This window comes from Curtobacterium sp. MCSS17_016 (genome assembly GCF_003234255.2).
Classification (GTDB): domain Bacteria; phylum Actinomycetota; class Actinomycetes; order Actinomycetales; family Microbacteriaceae; genus Curtobacterium; species Curtobacterium flaccumfaciens.
Window position 1 is genome coordinate 2763888 of sequence record NZ_CP126254.1, and the last position, 24620, is coordinate 2788507.

Consider the following 24620-nt stretch of genomic DNA (forward strand, 5'->3'; position numbering starts at 1 on the left):
GGTCCACTGGTCGCGTCGTCGGCCTACGCCGATTCGCGGAGCAGCAACCGGTGTCGCACCGTGCGCTCCACGGCCTCGCCCGAGCGCGGCAGCTCGCCCGCGAGCATGCCGAGCGCCAGGTCGAGGGCCTGACCCGCGACCTCGTCGAGGTCGACGGCCAACGTGGTGAGCGTCGGCGCGACGAGCGTGCCGAGCGGCAGGCCGTCGACGCCGACCACGCGGACGTCAGCGGGGACGTCGACGCCGGCACGACGACAGGCCGACAGCACGCCGAGCGCCAGCACGTCGTTGAACGCCAGGACCGCATCGACCCGGCGGTGCTCGGCGAGGATCCGTTCGGTCCGTTCGGCACCGGCCTCTGCGGTGGGCGCGGACGCGACGACGAGGTCGGGCAGGTACCCGCGACGCCGGAGTGACGCGACCATGTGCTCCCCGCGCTGACTCGGCGCGCCGTCGGCGGCGGCGTCGAGCACGACGGGGTGCTTCACCCCGACGTCGACGAGGTGGTCGGCGAGGTCCTCGATCGCGGCGGTCGGGTCGATCCGGACCGCGGCGCGGGTCACCGGCCCCGAGGGGTCGAGCTCGACGACCGGGACCGAGCCGAGCCGTTCGATCCACTCCGGGGCGCGGGACCCGAGGTAGCCGATCACGACGTCGGTCTGGGCACCGAGGGACTCCACCATCCGGTCCGAGTCGCTCGCGAGCCCGACGTCGGCGAGCATGACGTTCCACCCGCGGGCGGCGGCCAGGCCGAGCACCGCGGATGCGAGTGCCGGTGCGTAGGGGTTCCGCAGGTCGTTGACGACGAGCCCGAGCTGGTGGTCGCCACCCGTGACGAGCCCGCGGCCGAACCGTGACGGACGGTAGTCGAGCGCAGCCGCGGCCTGGAGCACGCGGTCCTTGGTCGCCGCGCTGATGCCGGGCATGCCGTTCATCGCGCGGGTGACGGTCTGCCGGGACACCCCGGCGGCCGCGGCGACGTCGATGATCGTCGCGCGGCCGCCCGGGGTCAGGCGCGGAGGTCCAGCCATGCCACCTGTTCCGGGGAGAGTTCGACGGAGAGGCCGGTCATGGACGACCGGGCCTCCGCGATCGTACGGGGTCCGAAGAGCGGGAACGTCGGGAACGGCTGGTTGAGCACGTACGCCAGGGCGATCGCCGTCGCGGGGACGCCGAACTGCTCGCCGAGCTCCCGCGCACGCCGGAGCCGCTCGAAGTTGTCGTCCGAGTAATAGCAGCGGACGAGTTCGGCGTCGCTGGTGTCCTCGGGCGTCGCACGGCCGGTGAAGAACCCGCGGGCCTGCGAGGACCACGGCAGCAGCGGGACCTGACGTTCCTCCAGCCACGCCTTTGATGCCGCATCGGTCGCGTGTTCGCAGCCGTCCCACGGCACGTCGTACGCCTCGGCGAGACCGAAGTGGTTGCTGAGCACCTCGAACCCGTGCTTGCCGTTGGCCCGTGCGTAGGCGTTCGCCTCGTCGAACCGTGCGGGGGTCCAGTTCGAGCCGCCGTACACGCGGATGCGCCCGGCTCGGCGGTGCTCGTCGAGCACGTCGACGAACTCCCCCACCGGGATGTCGGGGTTGTCGCGGTGCATCATGTAGATGTCCGCGTAGTCGGTGCCCTGGCGCTCGAGGCTCTCGAGCAGCTGCCGGGTGATCGACTCGGGGTCACAGTGCGGGGTGTGGGCCCCCTTCGTGATGACGACCACGTCCTCGCGGATCCCCCGGTTCTGGATCCACTTGCCGAGCCGTCCTTCGAGCACACCGCCGCCGTAGATGTAGCCGGTGTCGAAGACGTTGCCGCCCTGCTCGACGAACAGGTCGAAGATCGCGCTGGCGTGTGCCAGGTCGGGCTGGTTGTCGACGCCCATCACCAGGCGGGACATCCGCTTGCCGACGCCCGGCACCTCGCCGTAGCGCATCGGGTTGCCGTCCTGCACGGTGAGCGGCCGGCCGGACACCGTCGGGATGTCGGCGGTCTCCGCCTCGAACGGGTAGCGCAGGCCGATCGCCGCGCGCCACCTGTCGAGCGTGCGGGCGGTGGCGAGGGTCTCGTCGATGGTCATCTGCGCCGCCTCGACCGCACCGGCACGCAGGGCGTCGGTGGTGGCGTCGGCTTCTCGGGCGTAGGGGTGCTCACCCGCGAACGACAGCGAGCGAGGGGGTTCGTCGACGGTGTGGATCTCGATGGTGGGATCGTCGCCCAGGGTCCACGGGTCGGTGAGCACGATGCGACCGCGCGAGCCGTACACCGACACGGCGTTGTCGTCCTGCACGAAGACGCCGGTCCGGACCGTCGCCGTGATCCCGCCCCGGTAGGTGAGCTGCGCGACCGTCCACTCGTCGACCCCGGTCGGCCCGAGCGTGCCCGTGGCGGTGAGGTCCACGGGCTCGGCGACGGCGACCCCGGTCGCGGCCTGCACGATCGCCGCGGCCATCGTCACCGGGTACCCGCCGACGTCGAGGATCCCGCCGCCGGCGGTGCCGACGTCGAACAGTCGACCGGTGCGCTCGCCCGTCCGGAACGCGAACGAGGCGTCGACGTGGGTCACGTCGCCGATCACGCCGTCGCGGATCAGGTCGAGCAGTGCCGCGGTCTGCGGGTGGAAGCGGTACATGAACGCCTCGACGAGCGGCAGACCGGCCTGGCGTGCGGCGTCCGTGAGCGCCATCGCGGTCCCGTGGTTCACGGCGAGGGGCTTCTCGCACAGGACGGCCTTGCCGGCCTCGAGTGCGGCGATCACGAGCCGGGCGTGCCCGGTGTGCACGGTCGACACGTAGACGGCGTCCACCCGCGGGTCGGCGAGGACCTCGTCGTAGGTCCCGGCGGTCACATCCGTGAACCCGAACCCGGCGGCCTCGTCGGCGAAGACCTGCGCCCGCTCGGCGGACGAACTGCCGGCCGCGACCAGGACGCCCCCGCTGGCGGGCAGCTGCGAGAGGAAGCGTCGGGCGATGCCGCCGGGGCCGAGGACGGCCCACCCGGGGCCGTCGGTGGTGGTCGAGGTCGGAGTGGTGGCGGTGTTCGCCGTCTGCGCTGACATGCGGATCCTTGTCGTCTCGTGAACCTTCACGGTCGGTTCGACGCTAGCCTCCGCGGGAGGGATCAGCAATGGTCTTGCGGCGATTCGTGAGCGTTCACGGCGGCGACGGAGGAGCTGGCGTCCGCGCCCCCCGGAACTGCTCCTAGACTCTCGGCATGGCCAGTGCCCGCGACCGTGTCCTCGACAGCTTCGTCGCCATCGTGTGCGAGGAAGGCGAGCGTCCCGCCACGCTCGACGCCGTCGCTGCGCGCGCCGGCGTCTCGAAGGGCGGGCTGCTCTACCACTTCGGCTCCAAGGCCGCCCTGGTCGAGGGGCTCTGTGAACGACTGTCGGACCTGTCCGCGATCGACGTCGAGCGCATGCAGGACGCCGAGGACGGTGCCGCGCGCTACTTCGTCCGCAACTGCCTGTTCGTCGGCAGCGAGCTGGACCTCGCCCTGCTCGCCGCGAGCCGCCTGCAGCAGGCCGGCTACGAAGAGGCCGGACGCACCCTCGACGACACCGAGAACGCCTGGCTCGCGACCCTCGTCGACGCCCTCGGCGACGAGCCGACCGCGCAGGCCGTCAAGCTCCTCGGCGACGGGCTGTACCACCAGGCCTCGCTCGGTGCCGCGAGCGAGGTGCGACCGAAGCGGGGCAGCGTCGACATGGAGACCCTGCTCACCGTCGTCGACCGTCTGATCGCGACGCGACCCGGAGTGTGAACCGGCACACCCCCGGCTGGGGATAGACTGGGGAACGATCCACTCGTCGACACCCGGAGGTATCCCGTGGGCCGCGTCATCGCCGCTGTTTTCTCGATCCTGCTGCTGCTGGTGTCGATGTACCTGTTCGGGTTCGCCTTCCAGGTCGAGTCGGGCCAGGCCTTCGTCTTCATGGCCGGCGTGCTCCTGATGAGCCTCTCCTTCTTCCTGCCGATCCACGTGTTCGGCAAGCGCTAGCCAACAAGCACTGCCGCGAGCCAGCAAGCACCGCCGCTGGCCAGCAAGCGCGGACCAGCAAGCACAGAACGGCCCCGCACCTCACCGGTGCGGGGCCGTTCTGCGTGGAGCGTCAGATCACGAGCCGATCAGACCGGGAGGCGCAGGGACCGAAGGATCACCGCGGTGCTGATCGCCGCGTGTGCGGCCTCGGCGCCCTTGTCCTCCTTGGAGTCGGGCAGCCCGGCTCGGTCGAGTCCCTGCTGCTCGTCGTCCAGCGTGAGCACGCCGAACCCGACGGGCTTGCCGGTGTCGATCGCGACCTGCGTCAGGCCGCTCGTCGCAGCACCCGAGACGTACTCGAAGTGCGGGGTGCCACCGCGGATGATGACGCCGAGCGCGACCGCCGCGTCGAACCCGGCCTCGAGCGCGGTCTTCGCGACCACGGGCAGCTCGAAGCTGCCGGGGACGGGGATGACCTCGGCCGTCGCCCCGAGCCGCTCGACCTCGCGCTGTGCGCCGGCCAGCAGGCCCGCCGCGATCGTGTCGTGCCACTGTCCGGCGATGACGGCCACCCGGATCCCGGTGCCGTCGACCTGGTCGCGGTCCGCCGCGCCTGCTCCGCTCATCGTGTCGTTCCTTCCGTGGGCGCTGCGGTCGCTGCCGCCGCCCGGTCTGCCGCGTCCAGCCACTCGGCGAGCGCGGCGATGGTGATGACGGGCACGCCCTCGCGCGCCCCGAGTGCGACGAGCGCCGGCAGCCGCATCATGCTGCCGTCCTCGTCGACGATCTCGCAGATCGCCGCAGCGGGCCGGAGCCCGGCTGCTGTGACGAGCTCGATCGCTGCTTCGGTGTGCCCGGCGCGCTCCCGGACCCCGCCCGGTCGTGCGCGCAGGGGCACCACGTGTCCGGGGCGGTGCAGGTCGTCGCGCACCGAGGTCGGGTCGGCGAGGACCCGCAGCGTACGGGCACGGTCGTGGGCGCTGATGCCGGTGGTCACGCCGACGGCGGCGTCGACGGTGACCGTGTAGGCCGTGCCGCGGACGTCCTCGTTGTGCGCCACCATCGGCGGCAGGTCGAGGGCGTCGGCGATCTCGGTGCTGAGCGGCGCGCAGATGAACCCGGACGAGTGCGCGACGGTCCACGCGATCCACTCCGGCGAGGCGAGCTCGGCGGACAGGATGACGTCACCCTCGTTCTCGCGGTCCTCGTCGTCGACCACGATCACCGGGCGCCCGGCGGCGATCGACGCGATCGCGGCCTCGATGCTCGACAGCCCGAGTGCCTGCGGGACGGCACCGGTCTCGGCGACCATCACCGGGCCTCCGATCCGACGGTCTCGAGCGACTGCGCCGCGGCGTCGAGCCGCAGCATGCGGCGGACGTGCCGTGCCAGGACGTCGGTCTCGACGTTCACCCGGTCACCCGGCACGCGGAGCCCGAGCGTCGTCGCCTCGAGCGTCTCGGGGATCAGGCTCACCTCGAACCAGGCCGCGTCGGGCGCGGTGTCCTCGGGTGAGACCGCGCTGACCGTGAGCGAGACGCCGTCGAGCGCGATCGAGCCCTTGTCGACCACGAGCGGGCTGAGCGCCGGCGCGAGCGAGAACCGCACGCGTCGCCAGCCGTCACCGTCTGCCGTCTCGAGCACCGTGGCGGTGCCGTCGATGTGGCCCTGCACGATGTGCCCGCCCAGGCGGTCACCCACCGAGGCGGCGCGCTCGAGGTTCAGGCGGTCCCCCACCCGGAGTGCACCGTGGGCGCTCATGTCGAGGGTCTGCTTCATGACGAAGGCGGTGAAGGTCTCGGGGGTCTGCTCGACGACGGTCAGGCAGACACCACTCGTCGCGATCGAGTCGCCGTGCCGGGCGTCCTGCACGACGACGGGGCCGTGGACGGTGAGCGCGACGGAGTCGCCCTGCTGCTCGACGGCGGTGACGGTGCCGAGTTCCTCGATGATGCCGGTGAACACTGGTGTCCTCTCAACGGGACTCCGGGGGCGTTCGACGATCGTCGGCATCGACGGACGGGTCGCACCCCACGGGTCGTGGGGTCGTCCTGTCCGCCCAGCGCGCCTCCCATCCGGACTTTCACCGTCGGTCCCGGAATCCCACCGGGTCAACCTCTGTCGGGTTCGCACCCGTCATCAGTTCGTGGACTGTCACCACCGGCTCGGAATTACACCGACCCCGGAGCGCTTGCGTAGTCGGAACGATACCCCAGGCCGCTGACGGCCGCGCCACGGTGGCAGCGCCGTCGTAACCGGGCGTCTCCCCCGGGCGCGGTGAGCACGTGGCACCCGCGGTCTCCGACGTCCGCGTCCGGCGTCCAGCGTCCGGCGTCCGGCGTCCGCACTGCGACGATGCACGAGTCGATCGACGAGCGGTCCGTCGGAACATGCACACGCATCCGATGCGCCGACATGTTCCGACAGGACATCCGTCGATCCTCCGGTGTTCTGTCGTGGAACGCGCACGCCCCCGGGCATGGTGATGAGGGGCGCCACGGTGTGACGCCCCTCGATCACCCGCCGGTCAGTGCCGGCGACGGAGCACGAGCGTGCCCGCTCCGGCGAGGAGCAGCAGGAGCGCGAACCCGGCGGGCAGGATCGGCGAGCCGGCTCCCGTGTAGGCGAGCTCCGGCTGGCCGTCACCGGCCGCGGCGGCTGCCGCGACGGTCCCGGCGCTGGTGCGGACCCCGCTGGTGGCAGCGGTCGTGGTGGTCACCACACCCGTCGTGGAGGCCCGGGTCGGCTCGACGACGTCGACCGTGCCCACCGGGATGGTCGCCGTGCCGGGCGTGGTGCCGGTGTCGGTGCCCGTCCCGTCGGTGGGGACGGTGCCCGGGTCGGTACCGGGGTCCGTACCGGGGTCGGTACCGGGGTCCGTGCCCGGGTCCGTGCCCGGGTTGGTCCCGGGGTTCGTGCCGGTGCCGGGGGTGGTGCTGGTGCCGTCACCGACGATGCCGATCCCGTTGCCGCCGATCGTGATTGGCAGGCTGATCACCGGGGTGACCTGGGTGCCGGAGAGCAGGCCGCCGTCGCCGGAGGTCGAACCGCCGGCCGTCGGGGTCGTGGTGCCGGTGGCCGGAGCCGTGGCGCCGCCGGTGCTCGTGCCGTCACCGAGGACGCCGACGCCGTTGCCACCGATCGTCACCGGGACGTCGACGACCGGGGACACCTGCGTACCCGAAGCCGTGCCGTCCGAACCCAAGGTCGAACCACCGGCCGCCGGAGCGGTCCCGGTACCCGTGCCCGTGCCCGCAGCGGGCGCCGTGCCCGTCGCGGTGCCCGTCCCGAGCAGCCCGATGCCGTTGTCCGCCACCGTGACCGGGATCGAGACGACCGGGGACACCTGCGTGCCCGAAGCCGTGCCGTCCGAACCAGAGGTCGAACCACCGGCCGCCGGAGCAGTTCCGGTACCCGTGCCCGCAGCGGGCGCCGTGCCCGTCGCGGTCCCGTCACCGAGGACACCGATGCCGTTGCCACCGATCGTCACCGGGACGTCGACCAGGCCGGTCACCTGGGTGCCGGAGAGCAGTCCGTCGGTGCCCGAGGTGGCGGGCGCCGACGGGGCTTCGGCAGCCGGCGCCGGTGTCGCCGCCGCCGGGGCGGTCGACGTCGCGGTGCCGTCGCCGAGGACGCCGATCCCGTTGCCGGACACCGTCACGGGGACGGTCACGGCCGGAGCGACCTGGGTGCCGGAAGCGGTGCCGTCCTCGCCCGAGGTGCTCGGAGCGGGAGCGGCAGGAGCGGCAGGAGCCGGTGCCGGTGCCGGTGCTGCAGGCGCCGGAGCTGCCGCGGGTGCGGGTGCGGGTGCGGCGGCCGAGACCGCGTCACCGGCGACCGCCACGGCGTTGCCGCCGACCGTCACCGGTGCCGCGACGTCCGGCACCACCTGGGTGCCCGAGAGGGTGCCGTCCTGGCCCGAGGTGCTGGGGGCAGGAGCGGTCGTGGCCGGAGCCGGAGCAGGCGCCGGAGCGGCGGGCGTGGACCCCGTCGCCGTCGACACCGCGTCGCCGAGCACGGCGATCCCGTTGCCGCCGAGGGACACCGGGGCGTCCACGGAGGGGGCCACCTGGGTGCCCGAGACGGTGCCGTCGGCACCGGATGTCGTGGCCGCGTTCGCCGCAGCCGTGCCGCCGAGCGTGAGCCCGCCGACGAAGAGGGCGAACCAGAGCCCTCTGGAGACGTACTTGTTCATGGTCGTACTCCCTGATCGAGTTCGTCACCGACCGCGGACGCAGCCGGGATGTGTGCGTGCCTGCCGTGGCGGACAGGCGCACCGATCTCAGTCAGGGGCGACGTCGTGCTCGCCGACGACCGATGCGGGGACCGCGTCGTCGGCGAGCGTGCCGCGAGACCCCGCGGCGAGGGAGACGATGTCGTCGGTCGAGCCGACGATGCCGACGGCTGCTGCGCCGCCGGAGGTCGAGGAGGCACTGCCACCGAGCACGCCGGCGTCGGCTCCGTCGAACGGGAGCCCGTGGCCCTCGCCGTCCGCGGGGACGAGCAGCGCGTGTCCGCCGAGCGTCGCGTCCTGCGCATCGACGGCCGTGACGACCGGACCGACCGTGGCCGTCGTGGCGGCTACGTCGACCGGCACCGACGGCCGGAGTCCGGCTCCGCGGTCGCCCACGGCATCGGCCGTGTCGACGCGCACGGATGCGGGTGCGGTGGGCACCGTGGCCCCCTGCGGGGCGACGGTTCCGGGCCGGACGGGTGCGTTCGCGTCCGGCACCGACGGGACGGGCCCGGCGGACGGGTTCGAGCCGCCGCCCACCGGGAGCGCGGGGACGTCGACGACGGGGTCCGTGCCTCCTGGCAGGGTGCCGCCGACGGACGGGACGACGCCCTCGACCACGTCGGGGACGGTGCCGACGGTCGTGCCGACCGAGCCGAGCGTGTCGTCGACCAGGCCCGTGACCGGGCCGGTGACGGTGCCGAGGGTGTCGTCGCCGAGGACCGCGCCGACCACCGGGACGCTACCGACCACGTCGTCGACGGTGTCGACGACGGCGGTCACGGGGCGCGTGTCGGTGACGCGTTCCACGGTTCCGGTGACGGGGCGCAGGACGTTCGCGACGGTGTCGGTGGCCGGCCTGGAGGCGCTGCTCACCTGGTCGACGACCTGTCGCACCGGGCGCGTGGCCGGGTGGGCCGCAGGGGCGGTCGTGGTCGGCTGGGCAGCCGGTGTGGTCGCGACCGGAGCGGGGCTCGACGGCGCGGGGGCTGCGGGAGCTGGAGCGGGTGCTGCTGGAGCCGGTGCGGGCGCTGCGGGCACCGGAGCAGGTGCGGGCGCGGGGGCCGGAGCGGGCGCAGCAGGTGCGGGTGCAGGTGACACGGCCTTGCGGACGGGATCCGTCACGCCGCCGACGACCTTGCCGACCTCACCGGTCACGCCCTGCACGGTGCCACCGACGCCGTCGACGACGCTGCCGACGAGTCCGCGCTGCTCGGTCGGTGCGGCAGAGGTCGTCGCGGCGGAGGCCGGTCGCGCGCCGAGGAGCAGGGACAGCAGCACGAGGGCGGCGAGCGTCCCGACGCCCAGCAGGACGATGCGGAGTGCGGCGCGCCAGGGTGCGCGCAACGGGTGGTCCATGCGCTCACCTCCTGATCTCGGCTGCGCACGTAGAGTGGTTGACCGGCAATGTACGCCGATCCGGTCCGGAACACACCCTGTTTCGGAAGAAATTCTCAGGAAGGGCCGTCCGTGGTCTCGATCTTCAACGCTCCGACCCGCAACCTGGACATCGTCACGCTGCACGAGATCCTGCGGCTCCGCCAGGACGTCTTCGTCGTCGAGCAGGAAGCCGCGTACGGCGACATCGACGGCCGTGACCTCGAGCCCGGCACCGTGCAGTTCTGGGCCGGCAACGGTTCGGTGGACGCGACGCTCCGCCTGCTCCGCGAGCCCGACGGCACCGAGCGCATCGGCCGGGTCGCCACCGCGAAGCACGCCCGCGGCCAGGGCCTCGGCGCGCAGCTCATGGAGGCCGCGATCGCCGAGTCGCGCTCGCCGAGCATCGCCCTCGGCGCCCAGTCGCACCTGGAGCAGTGGTACGGCCGCTTCGGCTTCGTGCGCTCGGGCGACGAGTACCTGGAGGACCGCATCCCGCACATCCCGATGACCCGGAAGCGCTGACCCGACGGCGCTGTTCTGACCGCGCTGATCAGGGCTTTCGCGCGTCAGGCCCGCCAGCGCCGCAGTTCGTCGAACGAGCGGCCCTGGGTGGCCCGGTCGGCGACGAGGCGTTCGAACACGATGTTCGTCTGCGTCGTCGCCACCGAGGGGTCGCCGCTGAGTTCGTCGGCGACGAAGTCCCGGAGCTGCTCGGTCGACTCGCACGCGATGTGCACGAGGAAGTCCTTGTCCCCCGCCAGGAACGACACGTCCTGCACGACGGGCACCCGCAGCAGGCGCTTGGCGAAGTCCCGCAGTTCGTGGCGGGCCGCGGCGTGCACCCGGACGGACACCATCGCCTCGATCGAGAACCCGAGCCGGGCGACGTCCACCTCGGCCCGGTAGCCGCGGATCACGCCGGCGTCCTCGAGCGCACGGACCCGTGCCAGGCAGGTCGACGGCGCGATGCCGACGGCGGCCGCGAGTCGGTTGTTCGGGATCCGGGCATCGGCCGACAGGGTCCAGAGGATGCGCTCGTCGACCTCGTCGAGGCGCGGAGCGGGGTCGGGGCGACGTGCGGGACGGTCGGACACGGCTCGACGCTACCGCGGCGGTGCGAGCAGGGCGCGGAGGGCGTCCTCGAGCGCGGCCGACACGACGGCGTCGTCGGCGGATGCCAGCGGTTCCACCGCGGTGGACTGCCGGAGCATCGACATCCCCAGCACCACCGCCAGCGCGATCTCGGCACGGACGAGCAGTTCCTCGGACCCCGCGCCGCCGACCGTGCCCGCGAGCCGTTCGGCGTACCGGCGCAGCGTCTCTCGGCGGATGGCATCGGCACCGTCGTCGCCGGAGGACCGGAGCAGGAGCATCAGCTGCAGGGAGTCGTCGTCGGTCGGGGCCCGCACGATGTGCGTGATGATCCCCGTGAGCGCCCGTTCGAGGCCCTGCTCGCTCGTCTCCTCGGCCCCCAGGTCGCGCACGACGCGGTCGAGGCAGGCGCGGAAGAGCCCCTCCTTCGAACCGAAGTACCGGTTGATCAGGGCGACGTTCACCCCGGCGTCCCCGGCGATGTCGCGCACCGTCGTCGCGCGGTAGCCGTCGAAGGCGAACCGACGCCGGGCGGCCTGCACGAGCAGGAGTCGGGTGGCCGCGGCGTCCTTGCTCATGGAGCGCAGCCTACCGGTCCTCACAGGGATGTAAGCAAGCGTTGACATGCCCTCTCGAACGCGTACCCTCGTCATGTCAGCAATTGTTTACATCGACGACCACGACGACACGGAGCACGATGACCGACACCCTGCAGAGCCCACGCACCGGCTCGCACCCCACCACCGACGGACGCCGTCCGAACAGCACGGCGATCATCGTCTACCTGTCCCTCGGCGGCCTGTCCTTCGCGGTCCTGCAGTCACTGGTCGCCCCGGCACTGTCGACCATCGGGCAGGACCTCGGCGCCTCCACCAGTGCGACGAGCTGGGTGCTCACCGCGTACCTGCTCTCCGCCTCGGTGCTCACGCCGATCCTCGGTCGCCTCGGCGACATGATCGGCAAGCGCAAGGTCCTGATCGTCGTGCTGTCGATCCTGCTCGTCGGCGCCGTGCTCGCCGCCCTCGCACCGAACCTCGGCGTCCTGATCGTCGGGCGCGCGCTGCAGGGCGCCGCCGGAGCGGTGATGCCGCTGTCGATCGGCATCGTGCGTGACGAGCTGCCGAAGGAGAAGGTCAGCGTCACGATCGGTCTGCTGTCGGCGATCTTCGGCATCGGTGCCGGTGTCGGCATCGTCGCGGCCGGGCCCATCGTCGAGCACCTGTCGTGGCACTGGCTGTTCTGGCTCCCCGCCGTGCTCGTCGTCATCGCACTGCTCGGTGCGGTCTTCGGGATGCCGGAGTCCCCGGTCCGGAAGCCCGGTCGCCTGGACATGGCCGGCACGTTCGTCCTCGCGGTGTCGCTCGTCGCCATCCTGCTCGCCGTCAGCGAGGGCGAGACCTGGGGCTGGGGCGACGGCAAGACCATCGGCCTGCTGGCCCTCGGCGCCGTCGCACTGGTCGTGTTCGTCCTGGTCGAGCTCCGGGTCGCCGAGCCGCTCATCGACGTCCGGCTCTTCGCGGTCCGCGGCGTCTGGACCGCCCACGTCGTCGCACTCGTCTTCGGGTTCGCGATGTTCGGCACCTTCGTCCTCGTGCCGACGCTGCTGCAGCTCCCGACGGCGCTCGGCTACGGCTTCGGCAAGGACGTCACCCAGGCCGGTCTCTTCCTGCTGCCGACCGTCGTGATGATGGTCGTCGCCGGGCCGATCGCGGGCATCCTGGTACGCAAGGTCGGCCCGAAGCCGCCGATGCTCATCGGCGGGTTCGCCATCGTCGCCGCGTTCGTGCTGCCGGCCATCGCACACGCCGAGCTGTGGCAGGTGGTGGCCTCCGGTGTCCTGACCGGCATCGGCATCGGCATGGCCCTCGCCGCCTGCTCGAACGCGATCATCGAGAGCGTCCCCGCGAACCAGACCGGTGAGGCGATCAGCGCCAACACGGTCGTCCGCACCATCGGCTCGAGCGTCGGCACCGCCGTCATCGCAGCGCTGATCACCTCGCACAGCACGCCGCAGGGGCTGCCGACCGACGACGCCTTCACGATCGGGTTCTGGGCGTGCACCGGTGTGGCGGTCGTGGCCGTGCTCGCCGCCGTCGCCGCGCCGTCGATGCGCGCTCGCCGCGCAGCGGCCGCCGCTCGTGGGATCGACGACCTCGAGGAGGTCGCCGAGTAGGGCCGTGGGCCCGACCACCCGGGAGGCCCGTCCAGCGTCGACGACGCGGGGCGGGCCTCCCGTCCGTTGCGCAACCTGGGAACGCACCGGGCGCACGCGAGTCAGCGTGACGATCATCGGACCGGTCGCGTCCCGTCAGGGGACGCGGACCGCCGCGCCCGGACAGGAGACCCCATGAGCAGCACCGACCACGACGACACCACCGCTCCCGGAAGGCCGTCGTTCCGCGACACCGTGACCGCCGGACTCGTGCAGAAGGCCCTCGAGCCGGTGCTGCGCGCCGTCCGCGAGGAGGTCGCCTCGGCGCGGCGCGAGATCGGCGAGCGCGCGAGCGGTGCGAAGACCGGGCTGGTGCTCACCGGGGTCGCTGTCGGGTTCGCCCTGACGACCCTGGTCGCGCTGGCCGGCTTCGCGGTGGCGCTGCTCGCTCTCGCGCTGCCGCTGTGGGCGGCGACCGGGATCACCTTCGTCGTGTTCGCGATCGTGACCGCGATCCTGTTCGTCGTCGGCCTGCGCGGGATCCGGCGGGGTGTGCCGCCGGTGCCGAAGGACACGATCCAGGCGGCGAAGCAGCGGGTGACGCACGCGGCGGACGCCCAGACGGACAGCGCCGCGCGCGGCTGACGGACCCGACGGACCTGCGGCGGGGGCCGCGACCGCCAGCGCTCGCTCCGCTACATCGCCAGGGTCATGCCGACCACCGCGACGGTCATCGCGAAGACCTCGCCGCTGCGGACGGCCCGCCGGTCCTCACGGCCCCACTCGTACCGGAGCAGCCAACCGCTGAACGCGCAGTAGCCGATCACACCGGCGCCGAGCACCGCGGACAGTGCGATGCCGTGCCCCGCGTGGTCGCCGGCGACACCCGAGGCGTGGCCCATCAGCAGCATCCCCGCCATCACGACGGCGGAGAGCGCGCGGTGGACGTCCATCGGCTCCGCGCGGCGACCGTCGCTACGGCGGCGACGCATCACGGGCAGCGGCGCGAGCAGGAGCAGGAGGGTCGCGGCGAACAGGGTCCACACCGCTCCGGCGTCGACGGCGGGCATGAGCATCGCGACGAGCATCACGCCGGCCGGCACGATGACGCCCGGGCGCGGTCGGTAGCGGTCACCGACGATGCAGCACACGGACGCGAACTGCGGCACGACGAGCATGGCGTCGGCGACGGTCTCGTGCACGTGGGGCGTCCTCGGTGCGGCGGAGTGGTGCGGGGTGGGGTCAGTCCTCGGCGCGGGCAGCGGCCTTGGCGGCGCGCTCCTGCTTCACGCGGGCGTTCTCGGCGTGCACGGCGGCCTGCGTCGCACGCTCACGGACGAGCCACTCGGGCTTCTGCTCGAGCAGCGTCTTGATGTCCGCCGTCGTCAGTGCGTCGTCGATCCCCGCACGGCTCAGGCCGGAGATGGAGATGCCGAGCTTCTGCGCCACGACGGGTCGCGGGTGCGGGCCGTCGCGTCGGAGGTCCTCGAGCCAGGTCGGGGGTTCGGTGCGGAGCTCGTCGAAGGCGGTCCGCGTGAGGGGAGCGCTCTGGAAGGACTCCGGAGCCGCCGTCAGCAAGATGCCGAGCTTCTTCGCAGCCGTCTCGGGCTTCATGGTCTGTTCCTGCGCCATGAGGACAAGGGTACGGCCCCTATGCTCGTCTGCATGACCGCGGCTCTCACCATCGCCTTCGTGCCGGGGGTCTCCCCCGCAAAGTGGGCCCGTGTCTGGCGGGAACGCTTCCCCTCCATCGAGCTCCGGCTGCGGCCGATCGGCGCCGACGACGTCGACGACACGCTGGCCGGCGAGGCCGACATGGTCTTCGCACGCATGCCCGTGTCCGAGCAGCACAACGCCATCCCGCTCTGGACCGAGACCGCCGTCGTCGCGATGCCCAAGGACTCCCCCCTCGCCGAACTCGCCGAGGTCGACCTCGCCGACGCCGAGGTCCACGTGATCGACGCCGGCCCGGTGCCCGCCGACATCGACGGATCGCTCGACCTGGTCGAGGCGAACGTCGGCGTCGTCGTGCTCCCCCAGTCACTGTTCCGCGCCGCCAGCCGCAAGGACCTGGTCGGTCGTCCGCTCATGGACGCCGAGGGCACGCGCATCGCGCTGGTCTGGCGGGACGAGGACGCCACCGAGACCACCGAGGAGTTCATCGGCGTGGTGCGCGGGCGGACCGCCAACAGTTCGCGCCAGCCAGGAGGCCCGGATCGCGACGCCGACGACGACTCGCGTCCGGCTCGTGGCGGTGCCAAGGCAGGGTCGGGTGCCAAGGGCTCGTCCAGCGGGTCGGGTGGGTCCGGCGGGTCGGGTGCGTCGGGTTCCAAGGGCGGCGCCGCGGGCGCCGGCGGCAAGGCCAAGGCGAAGTCGCCCGGCAGCGGTAAGTCCGGCGCCGGCAAGAAGTCGAACACCGGCAAGGGGCCGACACCCGGACGCGGCAAGATGCGCGGTAAGCCGAGCCGGGGTTCCAAGGGCAACCGATGACGGACACGCGGCTGGCACTGATGCCGGCCACGCGCCTCCCGGCCTGGCTCCAGCGCACGATGGCCGAGTACGTCGAGTCCCGGATGCAGGCGGGCGAGACCCGCGAGCAGGCCGAGGCGAACGAGCAGCAGTCGCGGGACCGCTGGTTCCCGGGCGGGTCCCCCGCTGACGGGCACCTCGTGTGGGACGTCACCGACCAGGACGACACCGTCATCGGGTACCTGTGGATCGGACCGCTCACGCCGGGCAGCACCGACTGGTGGGTGTTCAACGTCGAGATCGACGAGGCACACCGGCGCCGCGGGCACGCACGGCGGGCGCTCGAGCTCGGGCACCGCGCCGCTGCGGAGCACGGTGCGACGAGCATCGGGCTGAACGTGTTCGGCTACAACACCGGGGCGCAGGAGCTCTACGCGGCGCTCGGGTACCAGGTGACGTCGGCGCAGATGCGGAAGCCGCTGGTCTAGCCCGCGGCGGCCGCGCGGCGGCGGCTGCTGCTGCTGCCGCTGCTCGGGTCACAACACCCCGCGTGCATGGCCCCGAGCGGTCACGACGTGTCGACTGGCCGCGCCCGGAATGACGTGTCGTGACCACTCGGCGGAGGCCAGCGGGGATTCGTGACCGCCTGAAGGTCCGCGTCAGCGCAGGACGGCTGCGGCGGCGCGGGTCACCCTCGCGCCGCGCGACTCCTCGGCTGCTGCGCGGGCCCGGGTGACGACGACGGCGTCGGCGCGCTCGGCCGATCCGTGGTCGAACGGCGGTTGCGGGTCGTACTCGATCTGCAACTGGATCGCCTCAGCAGCGGGCTGTCCAGCGAGCTCGGCCGCGAGCCACAGCGCCATGTCGATGCCCGCGCTCACCCCGGCCGCGGTGACGACGGCGCCGTCCCTTGCGATCCGAGCGTCCACCGGCTGCGCGCCGAAGGCCTCGAGCATCGGCTTCGAGGCCCAGTGGGTGGTCGCGCGTCTGCCGGCGAGCAGCCCCGAGGCGCCGAGCACGAAGGCACCGGTGCACACCGAGGTGATCCACGTCGCGTGCTCGGCCTGGCGCCGCACGAAGGCCACGACGTCCGGGTCGAGCATCGCGTCGAAGGCACCGTCACCACCGGGCACCACGAGCACGTCCGCGGGTCCTGCATCCCTGATCGTCACGGTGGGGACGAGCGCCAAGCCGCAGTCGCTCGGCACCGGGTCGAGCGTCGCCGCGACGTACTCGACGCGTGCGCCGGGCACGCGGCTGAGGACCTGCGCCGGACCGGTCAGGTCGAGCTGGGTCAGGTGCGGGAACAGCAGGAACGCGATCCGGAAGTCGTCGGCCATGTCGTGACCATAGTCCCGGCGAGGACGTGCGTCATGGGCGGGCTGGCTCGTGCTTGCTCGTGCTCCTGGGCTGGACTGGGCTCGCCTGTCAGCCCCAGATGCCGGAGGTCCCGCGCCGGTGGCTGCCCACCAGGTGGGTGTCGACGATGCCGAGCGCTTCCATCAGGGCGTACATCGTGGTCGGTCCGACGAATGCGAATCCGCGCTTCCGCAGCGCCTTCGACAGGGCGAGGGACTCGTCGGACTTCGTCGGGACCTCGGCGGACGACCGCGGCTCGGGCGTGGTCGCCGGCTGGAACGACCACACGAAGTCGGCGAGCCCGCCGTCCTGCCGCAGGGCGATCGTGGCGTTCGCGTTGGTGATCGTCGCGAGGATCTTCGCGCGGTTCCGGACGATCCCGGCGTCGGCCATGAGCCGTGCGACGTCGTCCTCGCCGAACGCCGCGACGGTGTCGGCGTCGAAGTCGGCGAAGGCGGCCCGGAACGCCGGTCGTTTCGCGAGGATCGTGCGCCACGACAGACCCGACTGGAACGCCTCGAGCGAGAGCCGCTCGAACACCCCGCGTTCGTCGCGGACGGGCATGCCCCACTCGGTGTCGTAGTACTCGCGCAGGAGCTCGTCCGACGACGCCCAGACCGGCCGGGCGAGGCCGTCGTCGCCGGTGACGAGGTCGGGCACGGGCGGGGCGTCGACGGGCTCGGTGCTCATGCGACCATCCTGGCGGGCGCCGCCGACAGCCGATCACTCACTCGGCGGGCGGGCCGTCCTGCGTCGCCTGCTCGTCCATCCACACGTACTCCCAGCGGTGTCCGTCCGGGTCGGTGAAGCTCCGCTGGTACATGAAGCCGAGGTCCATCTCCGGGCGGTCTTCGGTGCCGCCGGCGGCCACCGCGGCGTCGACGATGCGGTGGACGTCCTCCTTCGACGGGGCGCTGAGCGAGTTGATGACCTCGATCGTGTCGGCGTCGGCGATCGTCTTGTCCGTGAACTCGGCGAACTTCGCTGTCGTCAGGATCATGACGGAGATCGTGTCGGACACCACCACGCACGCCGCGGTGTCGTCGCTGAACGCCGGGTTGATCGAGTACCCGAGCGCCTCGTAGAACGCCTTCGAGCGCTCGAGGTCCGTGACGGGCAGGTTGATGAAGACCATCGTGTCCATGGCGGTTCCTTTCGTCACGCTCAACCTGGACCCACCCGGTCCAGCGCGCAACCGTTTCGTGGGGGAACCAACCGGTACACAACATGCTGGTCGGATGCGGGCGGACGTGGACGAGTCAGAACCCGGTGGTGGACGGGACCACACCGCGTACGTCCTCGCTGCGGTGATCATGCGGATCAACGGCGAGGACGAAGCCCGCGAGGCGGTTCGACGGGCGACCCCTCGGCGGATGCGGAAGCTGCACTGGTACGAGGCACTCGGAGAACAGCGACTCTCATGGCTCGCCCTCCTGCGGCACGCCGTCGCCATCGTCGTCGTCCGTTACGCCGGTCATCCGGCCCGGACGGAACGCCGTCGCAGGCGGTGCCTGGAGCGCCTTGCTTGGGAGCTCGATCAGCGAGGAGTCAGTCGCGTGGTCTTCGAGTCGCGCGGGCCGTCACGCGACGCGAGTGATGCTTCGATGATGGAGTCGCTCCGCGGTCGGGGCCTCGGCGCAGAGTTGCAGTACGAACACGTCCGAGGCGGTGTGGAGCCGCTGTTGTCACTCGCCGACATCGCCTGCGGGATGCACGTGCACGGCGCCGAGAGCGAGCACGTGCGATTGGAGGTCGTGCGGGCCGAGTGACGGTCCGGACAGCGCAAAACCCCGGTCCCGCGCTGGCTGCAGGATGCTCCGGGGCTCACTTTCGACCGAGCAGCACCCGATCGACATATCAATGCTACCCGCAACGCTCGGCCCCGGTCAGGGCGCCGGCCGCCGCGGCCGGAAACGACGAAGCCGCTGTCGTCCGACAGCGGCTTCGTCGTTCAGCGTCAGGCCGGGGAAGCCCGACCTGAGCGACCTCAGGCCAGCTCGCGTCCTTCGCCCGCCGCACGCTGGTGCGACTCGGCCTCGGCCTGGCCGATGATGTCCTCGGCGGGCACCGGGTTCAGGCGGTCCCAGAGGAAGAACAGGCCGCCGCCGACGAGCAGCGAGATCCCGACCCACAGGTTGATGTGGATCCCGCCGGTCTTCTCGGGGTCGGTGTTCCAGTGCACGATCCCGACGATGGTCGTGATCACGCCGTAGAGCACGAACAGGCCGCCGAGGATGCGGCGCAGGTCGAGCCGGCGGGTGGAGCGGACGAGGGCTGCCTTCTGCTCCTCGGTCATCGCGCCGGGGGTGGTGGTGTCACTCATGAGAAGTGGTCTCCTTCGCGGATCAGAGGAACGGGAGGTACAGGACGACGCACAGGACGAGCGCGACGGTGCCGAGCAGGGCGGGCGAGCGGTACCAGGCGGTGTCCGTCGCGACCGAGTCGCCGTGCAGGTCGATCTTGCCCACGCCGTAGACGAGTCCACCGAGCTCCTTCTCGTCCTTCGGCTTGGTGAGCATCGAGACGACGAAGCCGACGACCAGCACGGTGACGAACGAGATGATCGCGCCGTACAGGGTCTCCGCGGTGGCGGTGGCGAACAGGTCCGGGTTGACCAGGTAGGCGATCCAGGTGATCGTCGGCGTCACGATGCCGAGGACGTACCCCCAGAGCGCACCCTGGGTCGTCATGCGCTTCCACAGCAGGCCGAGGATGAACACGGCGAACAGCGGTGCGTTGAAGAACGAGAACAGCGTCTGCATGTACGTCATGATGTTCGACGCCTGGGCCGCGATGAACGCGGTCGCGATGCCGACCACGACGCCGACGACGGTGACCCAGCGGCCGGTCTTCAGGTAGTGCAGGTCGGGCATGTTCGGGCGGATGTAGCGCTGCCAGATGTCGTAGGTGAAGACGGTGTTGAACGACGAGACGTTCGCCGCCATGCCAGCCATGAAGGACGCCAGCAGACCGGTCACCGCGATGCCGAGCACACCGGTCGGCAGGTACATCTGGATGAGCTTCGGGATCGCGTCGTTGTAGGTCAGCGTGCCGTCGGCGAACTGGTTGCCCACGACGGCCGCGGCGATGAGGCCCGGGATCACGACGATGGCCGGGATGAAGAGCTTCGGGATCGCGGCGATGAGCGGGGTGCGGCGGGCCGCGGACATGTTCTTCGCCGAGAACGCACGCTGCACCTCGGTGAAGTTCGTGGTCCAGTAGCCGAAGCCGAGCACGAAGCCCAGTCCGAGCACGATGGCGAGCCAGTTGGCGCCGATCGGGTTGGTGACGTCACCGAAGCCGGTGCCGGCCCAGGCCTGCAGGTGCTGCACGCCCTGGGTCTCGGTGATGGCCTTCGACAGGCCATCCCAGCCGCCGACGCGGTGCAGACCGACGATCGTCAGCGGGATGAGCCCGGCGATGATCACGAAGAACTGCATGACCTCGTTGTAGATCGCGCTCGAGAGCCCGCCGAGGGTGATGTAGACGAGCACGAAGCCGGCGGAGACGATGATCGCCAGCCACTCCGGCCAGCCGAGCATGGCCTCGATGACGATGGCCATCGCGTAGAGGTTGATGCCCGCGATGAGCACGTTCGACACCGCGAACGCGATCGCGTTCACCAGGTGCGGCGCCTTGCCGAAGCGGCGCAGCATGAACTCCGGCACGGAGCGGACCTTCGAGCCGTAGTAGAACGGCATCATCACGAGGCCGAGGAACACCATCGCGGGCACGGCGCCGACGAGGTAGTAGTGCAGGGTGGCCATGCCGATCTGGGCACCGTTGGCCGCCATGCCGAGGATCTCGGTGGCGCCGAGGTTCGCGGACACGAACGCCAGGCCCGTGATCCACGCCGGCATCGAGCGGCCGGACAGGAAGAAGTCCATGCTCGTCCGGACCTGCTTGCGGGCGGTGAACCCGATCCCGATGACGACCGCGAAGTACACGATGATCATCAGGTAGTCGACCCAGCCCAAGTCGAGCCGGATCCCTTCGTTCGCTGCAGCGAGAACCATTCACATCTCCACGTCAGTGTGTTGCAGTCGACAACTCTGCCGACCCGGACGGAGACGTTACACCGATTTGTGACCGTTCACATAGCCAGCGCATGCATCGTCCGAGCCGCGCAGCGCTCCCCCGGTTCGCTACGCTCAGCCCATGACCGACGCGTCGCGCATCCTCGTCCTCAACGGCCCGAACCTCGACATCCTCGGGCGCCGCGACCCGGAGCAGTACGGCACCGTGACGCTCGCCGAGATCGAGGCGATCGTGCACACCGAGGCGGCCGTGCACGGGCTCGAGGCCGACTTCCGCCAGACGAACCGCGAGGGCGAGCTGGTCGAGTGGCTGCACGAGGCCCTCGACGACTTCGCCGCGGTCGTCATCAACCCCGCCGCCTACGCGCACACCTCGGTCGCGCTGCACGACGCGGTGGAGGCCCTGTGGGTCCCCGTCGTCGAGGTGCACCTGTCGAACACGTGGAAGCGCGAGCCGTTCCGCCACGTCGACCACGTCGCCACGGCCGCGACGGCGGTCATCGCCGGCGCGGGCGCCGACGGCTACCGCCTGGCGGTCGCACACGTCGCGTCCCTGCTCGGCTGAGCCAACGACCGGACGGGAGGCCCGTGGCGGCGTCGCCACGGGCCTCCAGTCCGCCTGCTGGTCACGCTTGGTCGCGCCCGTTCCTTCCCAAAGCACGCGCGATGCCTGGTGGTTCCGGGCATACCTGGTGAGAACTTGCGACCCTGTATGCCCGGAAGCACCAGGTAAGCCCGGAAGAGCAAGGCGTGGGGATCAGAACTCGGCGGGGCGCCGCACGTCGGTCAGGCCGGCGGTGGCGAAGCCGCCGCGGATGAGCGGCACGGCCCGGCGCACGGCCTGGTCGATGCGGAGCTCGAGGTCGACGCTCGCGATGTCGTAGCCACCCTCGCGCTTGGTGAAGTCCCGCTCGTTCCCGAACACCCCGAGCGGCAGTGTCGTGGACTGGAAGAACCCGAACAACGGGCGCATCTGGTGCTCGACGAGCAGGGCGTGCCGGTCGCTGCCACCGGTGGCGGTCAGGAGCACCGGGGTGTCGACGAGGTCGTACTGCCCGACCCAGTCGAAGAAGAGCTTGAAGGCGCCGGAGTAGGCCGCCCGGAAGGCCGGGCTGCCGACGACGAGCACGTCCGCGGCCTCCACCGTCTCGAGGGCCCGGCGGGTGCGGTCGGACATCGTCTCGCGACCAGACGCCGCTCCGAGGTCGGCGAGCAGCGGGCCGATCTCGATCGTCTCGGTCCGGGCACCGTCGATCTCCTCGGCCAACCGGGCCACCGTCGCCGCGACCAGGGTCGAGGTCCGCGAGGGGCCCGATGGGCTGCCACTGACGCCGACGACCAGTTCTCCGCTCATGCGGTCGATGCTCACACGCTGCCGGGGCGGGCGGCACGTTCGTGACGACATGTGTCGGGTGCCAGTCCGTCGGGGTAGCGTCCGCGCCATGCAGACCTTCCTGCCGTACGCCGACTTCCGGGCATCCGCCGAGGTCCTCGACGACCGGCGGCTCGGCAAGCAGCGGGTCGAGACCTTGCAGGTGATGCGCGCACTGACGCTTCCCGACTGCGGCTGGCAGCACCACCCGGTGACGGCGATGTGGCGCGGCTACCGTCCGGCGCTGATGGCGTACCAGGAGGCCACGTGCCACGTCTGGGCCGAGCGCGGGTACGCCGACACGTGTCTCGAGAAGACCCTGCTCGACCTGGGCCGTGTGCCGGAGGACCTGGCGGCGTACGAGCGCGGCGACGTGCCGGTCCCGCCGTGGAACGACGACGAGGCCCTGCACGTCTCGCACCGCTCGAAGCTCGTGCAGAAGGCACCGGAGCACTACCGGGAGCTGTTCCCGGACGTGCCGGACGACCTGGACTACGTCTGGCCGGGGACACCCGAACCGGCGACGCACACCGCCTGACCGTCAGGCGACCGCCCGGCGGTCAGGCGACCGGGATCCAGCGACCGCCCTCGCGCCGGGTGACGACGTCGGAGCGGATCTCGACCACGTCCCGCAGCCCGTCGACTGCGGCGTCGCGGACGGCCGCGGCGGCACGGTCGTCCTCGGCCTCGAAGCGCACGACGGCACAGGGGGCACCACGGAGCAGCCGGACGTCCTCGGCCTCGACCACGGCGTGTTCGCGCACGAGGGCGGCCGCGGCGGGCAGGACGGCGTCCGGGGCGGTGCCGGGCGCGAGGGCGCCGATCGCCAGGGTCGCACGGTACGAGGGCATGCGACGACGCTACCGGGGAACCGGATCCCGCCGTGGGCTGCAGGGGAACCGACGCCGCTCAGGGGTGCGGACGTCGACCCACGGCGGGATCGCGGTGTACGGCGGGACACGACGACAGGGGGAACGTCGCGCCCCGCGCCGGACGTCGATCAGGGGATCGACATCCGGTCTGGGTCCACCGCGCGGCTCGGTTCAGGGGAACCGCACGGTGGTGGACCTCAAGGGTGTTCGGTGTCCTCTCGGTACCGGTCCGTCTCGGTCGGTGCGGGCATCGACCGATGGGCGGCGGCTGGCCGGACCATCGGGAGCAGGGCACTCCCGGCGGTCGCGAGCGCTCCGACCACGGCGATGATCCCGAGCGGGGCCGTGCCGAGGTCATGCTGCGCTGCCAGGGCGAGCGCGACGAGGGTGGCCGGCGCCGGCAGGAGCTGCACCGCTCGGAAGCGGTCGTCCCGTCGTGTCCGGGTCATCATCGCGTTTGCCATGACGACACTCTGACGCAGATCGGTTGTCCACAGAAGGGGGGACACGTACCCAGAGATGGAGTAGAACGTCTAGTACACCTCAGCCGAGGGCACGGACGGTCGCCACGGCGTCGGCCACGGCCCCCACGACGACCGGGACGTCGTCGGCCGTGAGTGCTGCGTCGAACGTCAGGCGGAGCGCGGTGCGCGCCACGTCCTCGGGGATCCCGAGCGCCGTGAGCACGTGGGAGGCCTCGGTGCTGCCCGCAGCGCAGGCGCTGCCCGACGACGACACCACGTCGCGCTGCTCGAGCTCGAGCAGGACGGTCTCGCCGTTGACGCCGGGGAAGCAGAACGACGCGTGCCCGGGCAGCCGGTACTCCCGCGACCCGGTGACGAACGCGCCGGGGACCGCGGCGAGCACGCCGTCGAGCACCGCGTCGCGCACGGTGGTCGCGGTGCCCTCCCCCGACCGCACCGTCTCCGCCGCCAGCCCGAGGGCGGTCGCCACCGCCACGGCACCGGCCACGTCCTCGGTACCGGACCGCCGCCCCCGTTCCTGTCCCCCGCCGTGCAGCAGCGGCTCGAGCGGGACGCCGGCGCGCACCGCGAGCACGCCGGTGCCCTTCGGGGCGCCGAGCTTGTGCCCGGACAACGACAGCGCGTCGACGCCCAGGGCCCCGAGACCGATCGGCAGCCAGGGCGCGGACTGCACGGCGTCGGTGTGGAACCGCGCCCCGACCTCGTGCGCCACCGCCGCGAGCGCGGGGACGTCCTGCACGGTGCCGATCTCGTTGTCGGCGTGCGCGATCGAGACGAGCGTGGTGTCCGGGCGGAGGGCCGCGCGCAGCACCGCCGGGTCCACGCGGCCGTCCGGGCCGACGGGCAGCACGGTGACGTCGAAGTCGTGGAAGCGGGCGAGGTACGCGCAGCTCTCCAACACCGCCTCGTGCTCGATGGCGCTCGTGACGACGTGCCGACCGCGGGGTGCGGCGAGGGCGATCCCCTTGATCGCGGTGTTCGCCCCCTCGGTGCCGCCGGTGGTGAAGACGACCTCGGCGGGCCGGCACCCGAGCACACCGGCGACGGCGGCCCGTGCGGCGGTGAGTCCCCGCGCGGCTTCGTCCCCGACCCCGTGCGTCGACGAGGGGTTGCCGAACACCCCCGTCAGGTAGGGCCACATCGCCTCGAGCACCTCGCGGCGGACCGGGGTGGTGGCGGCGCGGTCCAGGTAGAACACG

Annotated in this window: 30 protein-coding genes and 1 riboswitch; of the genes, 10 read left to right on the top strand and 20 right to left on the bottom strand. The window is 71.9% G+C overall.

From position 1 onward, the window contains the following. Positions 1 to 23: 23 nt before the first annotated feature. Both DEJ19_RS12990 and DEJ19_RS12995 read right to left on the bottom strand, forming a co-directional pair. Positions 24 to 1031 carry a LacI family DNA-binding transcriptional regulator gene (locus DEJ19_RS12990; protein WP_111233277.1) on the bottom strand — a complete coding sequence of 336 codons (1008 nt, stop codon included), beginning with the start codon at positions 1029 to 1031 and terminating at the stop codon, positions 24 to 26. Beyond that, positions 1010 to 3046 carry an aldo/keto reductase gene (locus DEJ19_RS12995; protein WP_111233276.1) on the bottom strand — a complete coding sequence of 679 codons (2037 nt, stop codon included), beginning with the start codon at positions 3044 to 3046 and terminating at the stop codon, positions 1010 to 1012. Before DEJ19_RS12995 ends, DEJ19_RS12990 begins: the two co-directional genes overlap by 22 nt. 155 nt (positions 3047 to 3201) lie before the next feature. Between DEJ19_RS12995 and DEJ19_RS13000 the strand changes: the two genes are divergently transcribed. Together DEJ19_RS13000 and DEJ19_RS13005 are read left to right on the top strand one after the other, a co-directional pair. Then, positions 3202 to 3750, top strand: a complete 549-nt coding sequence (locus DEJ19_RS13000; protein ID WP_111233275.1) for a TetR/AcrR family transcriptional regulator — start codon at positions 3202 to 3204, stop codon at positions 3748 to 3750. 66 nt (positions 3751 to 3816) lie between these two features. Next, positions 3817 to 3987 (top strand): hypothetical protein, encoded by a 171-nt coding sequence (locus DEJ19_RS13005; protein ID WP_017888559.1) that lies wholly within the window; start codon positions 3817 to 3819, stop codon positions 3985 to 3987. Between the two features lie 128 nt (positions 3988 to 4115). On the opposite strand, the gene ribH is transcribed toward DEJ19_RS13005, so the two are convergent. The 5 genes from ribH to DEJ19_RS13030 all read right to left on the bottom strand — a co-directional run bounded on the left by ribH (position 4116) and on the right by DEJ19_RS13030 (position 9562). Further along, complete coding sequence (ribH, locus tag DEJ19_RS13010) at positions 4116 to 4595, bottom strand: 6,7-dimethyl-8-ribityllumazine synthase (protein WP_111233274.1); 480 nt, start codon at positions 4593 to 4595, stop codon at positions 4116 to 4118. Then, positions 4592 to 5281 carry a 3,4-dihydroxy-2-butanone-4-phosphate synthase gene (gene ribB, locus DEJ19_RS13015; RefSeq protein ID WP_110863426.1) on the bottom strand — a complete coding sequence of 230 codons (690 nt, stop codon included), beginning with the start codon at positions 5279 to 5281 and terminating at the stop codon, positions 4592 to 4594. The genes ribH and ribB overlap by 4 nt, the downstream gene beginning before the upstream one ends. Continuing rightward, on the bottom strand, positions 5281 to 5934 hold the full coding sequence (locus tag DEJ19_RS13020) for a riboflavin synthase (protein WP_071247477.1): 654 nt from the start codon (positions 5932 to 5934) through the stop codon (positions 5281 to 5283). The genes ribB and DEJ19_RS13020 overlap by 1 nt, the downstream gene beginning before the upstream one ends. 94 nt (positions 5935 to 6028) lie before the next feature. Continuing rightward, positions 6029 to 6163: riboswitch (FMN riboswitch) on the bottom strand. 333 nt (positions 6164 to 6496) lie between these two features. Continuing rightward, complete coding sequence (locus DEJ19_RS13025) at positions 6497 to 8164, bottom strand: LAVTG motif-containing sortase-dependent surface protein (RefSeq protein WP_111233273.1); 1668 nt, start codon at positions 8162 to 8164, stop codon at positions 6497 to 6499. 87 nt (positions 8165 to 8251) lie between these two features. After that, positions 8252 to 9562, bottom strand: a complete 1311-nt coding sequence (locus tag DEJ19_RS13030; RefSeq protein WP_181441533.1) for a hypothetical protein — start codon at positions 9560 to 9562, stop codon at positions 8252 to 8254. A gap of 111 nt (positions 9563 to 9673) precedes the next feature. Here DEJ19_RS13030 and DEJ19_RS13035 point away from each other — a divergent pair, with 111 nt between their 5' ends. Further along, positions 9674 to 10105, top strand: coding sequence for a GNAT family N-acetyltransferase (locus tag DEJ19_RS13035; RefSeq protein ID WP_027466313.1), 432 nt, complete (start codon positions 9674 to 9676; stop codon positions 10103 to 10105). 44 nt (positions 10106 to 10149) lie between these two features. Here the strand turns inward: DEJ19_RS13035 and DEJ19_RS13040 are convergent, their stop codons facing one another. Continuing rightward, entirely contained in the window at positions 10150 to 10677 is a 528-nt protein-coding gene (locus tag DEJ19_RS13040) for an Lrp/AsnC family transcriptional regulator (protein WP_027466312.1), read from the bottom strand. Positions 10678 to 10686: 9 nt separating this feature from the next. After that, positions 10687 to 11253, bottom strand: a complete 567-nt coding sequence (locus tag DEJ19_RS13045; protein ID WP_111022213.1) for a TetR/AcrR family transcriptional regulator — start codon at positions 11251 to 11253, stop codon at positions 10687 to 10689. A 119-nt stretch (positions 11254 to 11372) separates the two neighbouring features. Between DEJ19_RS13045 and DEJ19_RS13050 the strand changes: the two genes are divergently transcribed. Together DEJ19_RS13050 and DEJ19_RS13055 are read left to right on the top strand one after the other, a co-directional pair. Beyond that, a complete protein-coding gene (locus DEJ19_RS13050) occupies positions 11373 to 12848 on the top strand; it encodes an MFS transporter (RefSeq protein ID WP_111233272.1) in 1476 nt (491 codons plus the stop codon). Between the two features lie 174 nt (positions 12849 to 13022). Next, positions 13023 to 13472, top strand: coding sequence for a phage holin family protein (locus DEJ19_RS13055; protein ID WP_111233271.1), 450 nt, complete (start codon positions 13023 to 13025; stop codon positions 13470 to 13472). Positions 13473 to 13522: 50 nt separating this feature from the next. Here the strand turns inward: DEJ19_RS13055 and DEJ19_RS13060 are convergent, their stop codons facing one another. Beyond that, the gene (locus tag DEJ19_RS13060) at positions 13523 to 14029 is read right to left on the bottom strand and encodes a hypothetical protein (RefSeq protein ID WP_111233270.1); all 507 of its coding nucleotides are present in this window, start codon (positions 14027 to 14029) and stop codon (positions 13523 to 13525) included. A gap of 40 nt (positions 14030 to 14069) precedes the next feature. Next, positions 14070 to 14459 carry a DUF5997 family protein gene (locus DEJ19_RS13065; protein ID WP_017888549.1) on the bottom strand — a complete coding sequence of 130 codons (390 nt, stop codon included), beginning with the start codon at positions 14457 to 14459 and terminating at the stop codon, positions 14070 to 14072. A gap of 33 nt (positions 14460 to 14492) precedes the next feature. On the opposite strand from DEJ19_RS13065, the gene DEJ19_RS13070 reads away from it, so the two are divergent. Together DEJ19_RS13070 and DEJ19_RS13075 are read left to right on the top strand one after the other, a co-directional pair. Beyond that, positions 14493 to 15317: a LysR family transcriptional regulator substrate-binding protein gene (locus DEJ19_RS13070; protein ID WP_181437950.1), complete on the top strand. Its 825-nt coding sequence runs from the start codon at positions 14493 to 14495 to the stop codon at positions 15315 to 15317. Continuing rightward, positions 15314 to 15784: a GNAT family N-acetyltransferase gene (locus DEJ19_RS13075; RefSeq protein ID WP_111038132.1), complete on the top strand. Its 471-nt coding sequence runs from the start codon at positions 15314 to 15316 to the stop codon at positions 15782 to 15784. The genes DEJ19_RS13070 and DEJ19_RS13075 overlap by 4 nt, the downstream gene beginning before the upstream one ends. Before the next feature lie 171 nt (positions 15785 to 15955). Here DEJ19_RS13075 and DEJ19_RS13080 read toward each other — a convergent pair whose 3' ends face one another. From DEJ19_RS13080 to DEJ19_RS13090, 3 genes are all read right to left on the bottom strand, one after another. Continuing rightward, complete coding sequence (locus tag DEJ19_RS13080; RefSeq protein WP_111233269.1) at positions 15956 to 16636, bottom strand: DJ-1/PfpI family protein; 681 nt, start codon at positions 16634 to 16636, stop codon at positions 15956 to 15958. A gap of 88 nt (positions 16637 to 16724) precedes the next feature. Continuing rightward, positions 16725 to 17345 carry a DNA-3-methyladenine glycosylase I gene (locus DEJ19_RS13085; protein ID WP_111233268.1) on the bottom strand — a complete coding sequence of 207 codons (621 nt, stop codon included), beginning with the start codon at positions 17343 to 17345 and terminating at the stop codon, positions 16725 to 16727. 37 nt (positions 17346 to 17382) lie between these two features. After that, a complete protein-coding gene (locus DEJ19_RS13090; RefSeq protein ID WP_110863434.1) occupies positions 17383 to 17799 on the bottom strand; it encodes a VOC family protein in 417 nt (138 codons plus the stop codon). Positions 17800 to 17893: 94 nt separating this feature from the next. Between DEJ19_RS13090 and DEJ19_RS13095 the strand changes: the two genes are divergently transcribed. Next, positions 17894 to 18424, top strand: a complete 531-nt coding sequence (locus DEJ19_RS13095; RefSeq protein WP_111233267.1) for a hypothetical protein — start codon at positions 17894 to 17896, stop codon at positions 18422 to 18424. A gap of 218 nt (positions 18425 to 18642) precedes the next feature. Here DEJ19_RS13095 and DEJ19_RS13100 read toward each other — a convergent pair whose 3' ends face one another. Then, positions 18643 to 18978: a hypothetical protein gene (locus DEJ19_RS13100; protein ID WP_027466303.1), complete on the bottom strand. Its 336-nt coding sequence runs from the start codon at positions 18976 to 18978 to the stop codon at positions 18643 to 18645. Between the two features lie 22 nt (positions 18979 to 19000). After that, positions 19001 to 20671 (bottom strand): sodium:solute symporter family protein, encoded by a 1671-nt coding sequence (locus DEJ19_RS13105; protein ID WP_071405106.1) that lies wholly within the window; start codon positions 20669 to 20671, stop codon positions 19001 to 19003. 142 nt (positions 20672 to 20813) lie between these two features. Here DEJ19_RS13105 and aroQ point away from each other — a divergent pair, with 142 nt between their 5' ends. Then, on the top strand, positions 20814 to 21257 hold the full coding sequence (aroQ, locus tag DEJ19_RS13110; protein ID WP_027466301.1) for a type II 3-dehydroquinate dehydratase: 444 nt from the start codon (positions 20814 to 20816) through the stop codon (positions 21255 to 21257). A 192-nt stretch (positions 21258 to 21449) separates the two neighbouring features. Here the strand turns inward: aroQ and DEJ19_RS13115 are convergent, their stop codons facing one another. Beyond that, a complete protein-coding gene (locus DEJ19_RS13115) occupies positions 21450 to 22046 on the bottom strand; it encodes an NAD(P)H-dependent oxidoreductase (RefSeq protein WP_111233312.1) in 597 nt (198 codons plus the stop codon). A gap of 88 nt (positions 22047 to 22134) precedes the next feature. On the opposite strand from DEJ19_RS13115, the gene DEJ19_RS13120 reads away from it, so the two are divergent. After that, entirely contained in the window at positions 22135 to 22602 is a 468-nt protein-coding gene (locus DEJ19_RS13120; RefSeq protein WP_111233266.1) for an MSMEG_6728 family protein, read from the top strand. A 22-nt stretch (positions 22603 to 22624) separates the two neighbouring features. Here the strand turns inward: DEJ19_RS13120 and DEJ19_RS13125 are convergent, their stop codons facing one another. The 3 genes from DEJ19_RS13125 to DEJ19_RS13135 form a co-directional block, all read right to left on the bottom strand. Further along, positions 22625 to 22915, bottom strand: a complete 291-nt coding sequence (locus tag DEJ19_RS13125; protein ID WP_111233265.1) for a hypothetical protein — start codon at positions 22913 to 22915, stop codon at positions 22625 to 22627. Between the two features lie 218 nt (positions 22916 to 23133). Then, entirely contained in the window at positions 23134 to 23400 is a 267-nt protein-coding gene (locus tag DEJ19_RS13130; RefSeq protein ID WP_111233264.1) for a hypothetical protein, read from the bottom strand. A gap of 79 nt (positions 23401 to 23479) precedes the next feature. Beyond that, positions 23480 to 24619 (bottom strand): cysteine desulfurase family protein, encoded by a 1140-nt coding sequence (locus DEJ19_RS13135; protein ID WP_111233263.1) that lies wholly within the window; start codon positions 24617 to 24619, stop codon positions 23480 to 23482. Between the last annotated feature and the right edge of the window lies 1 nt (position 24620).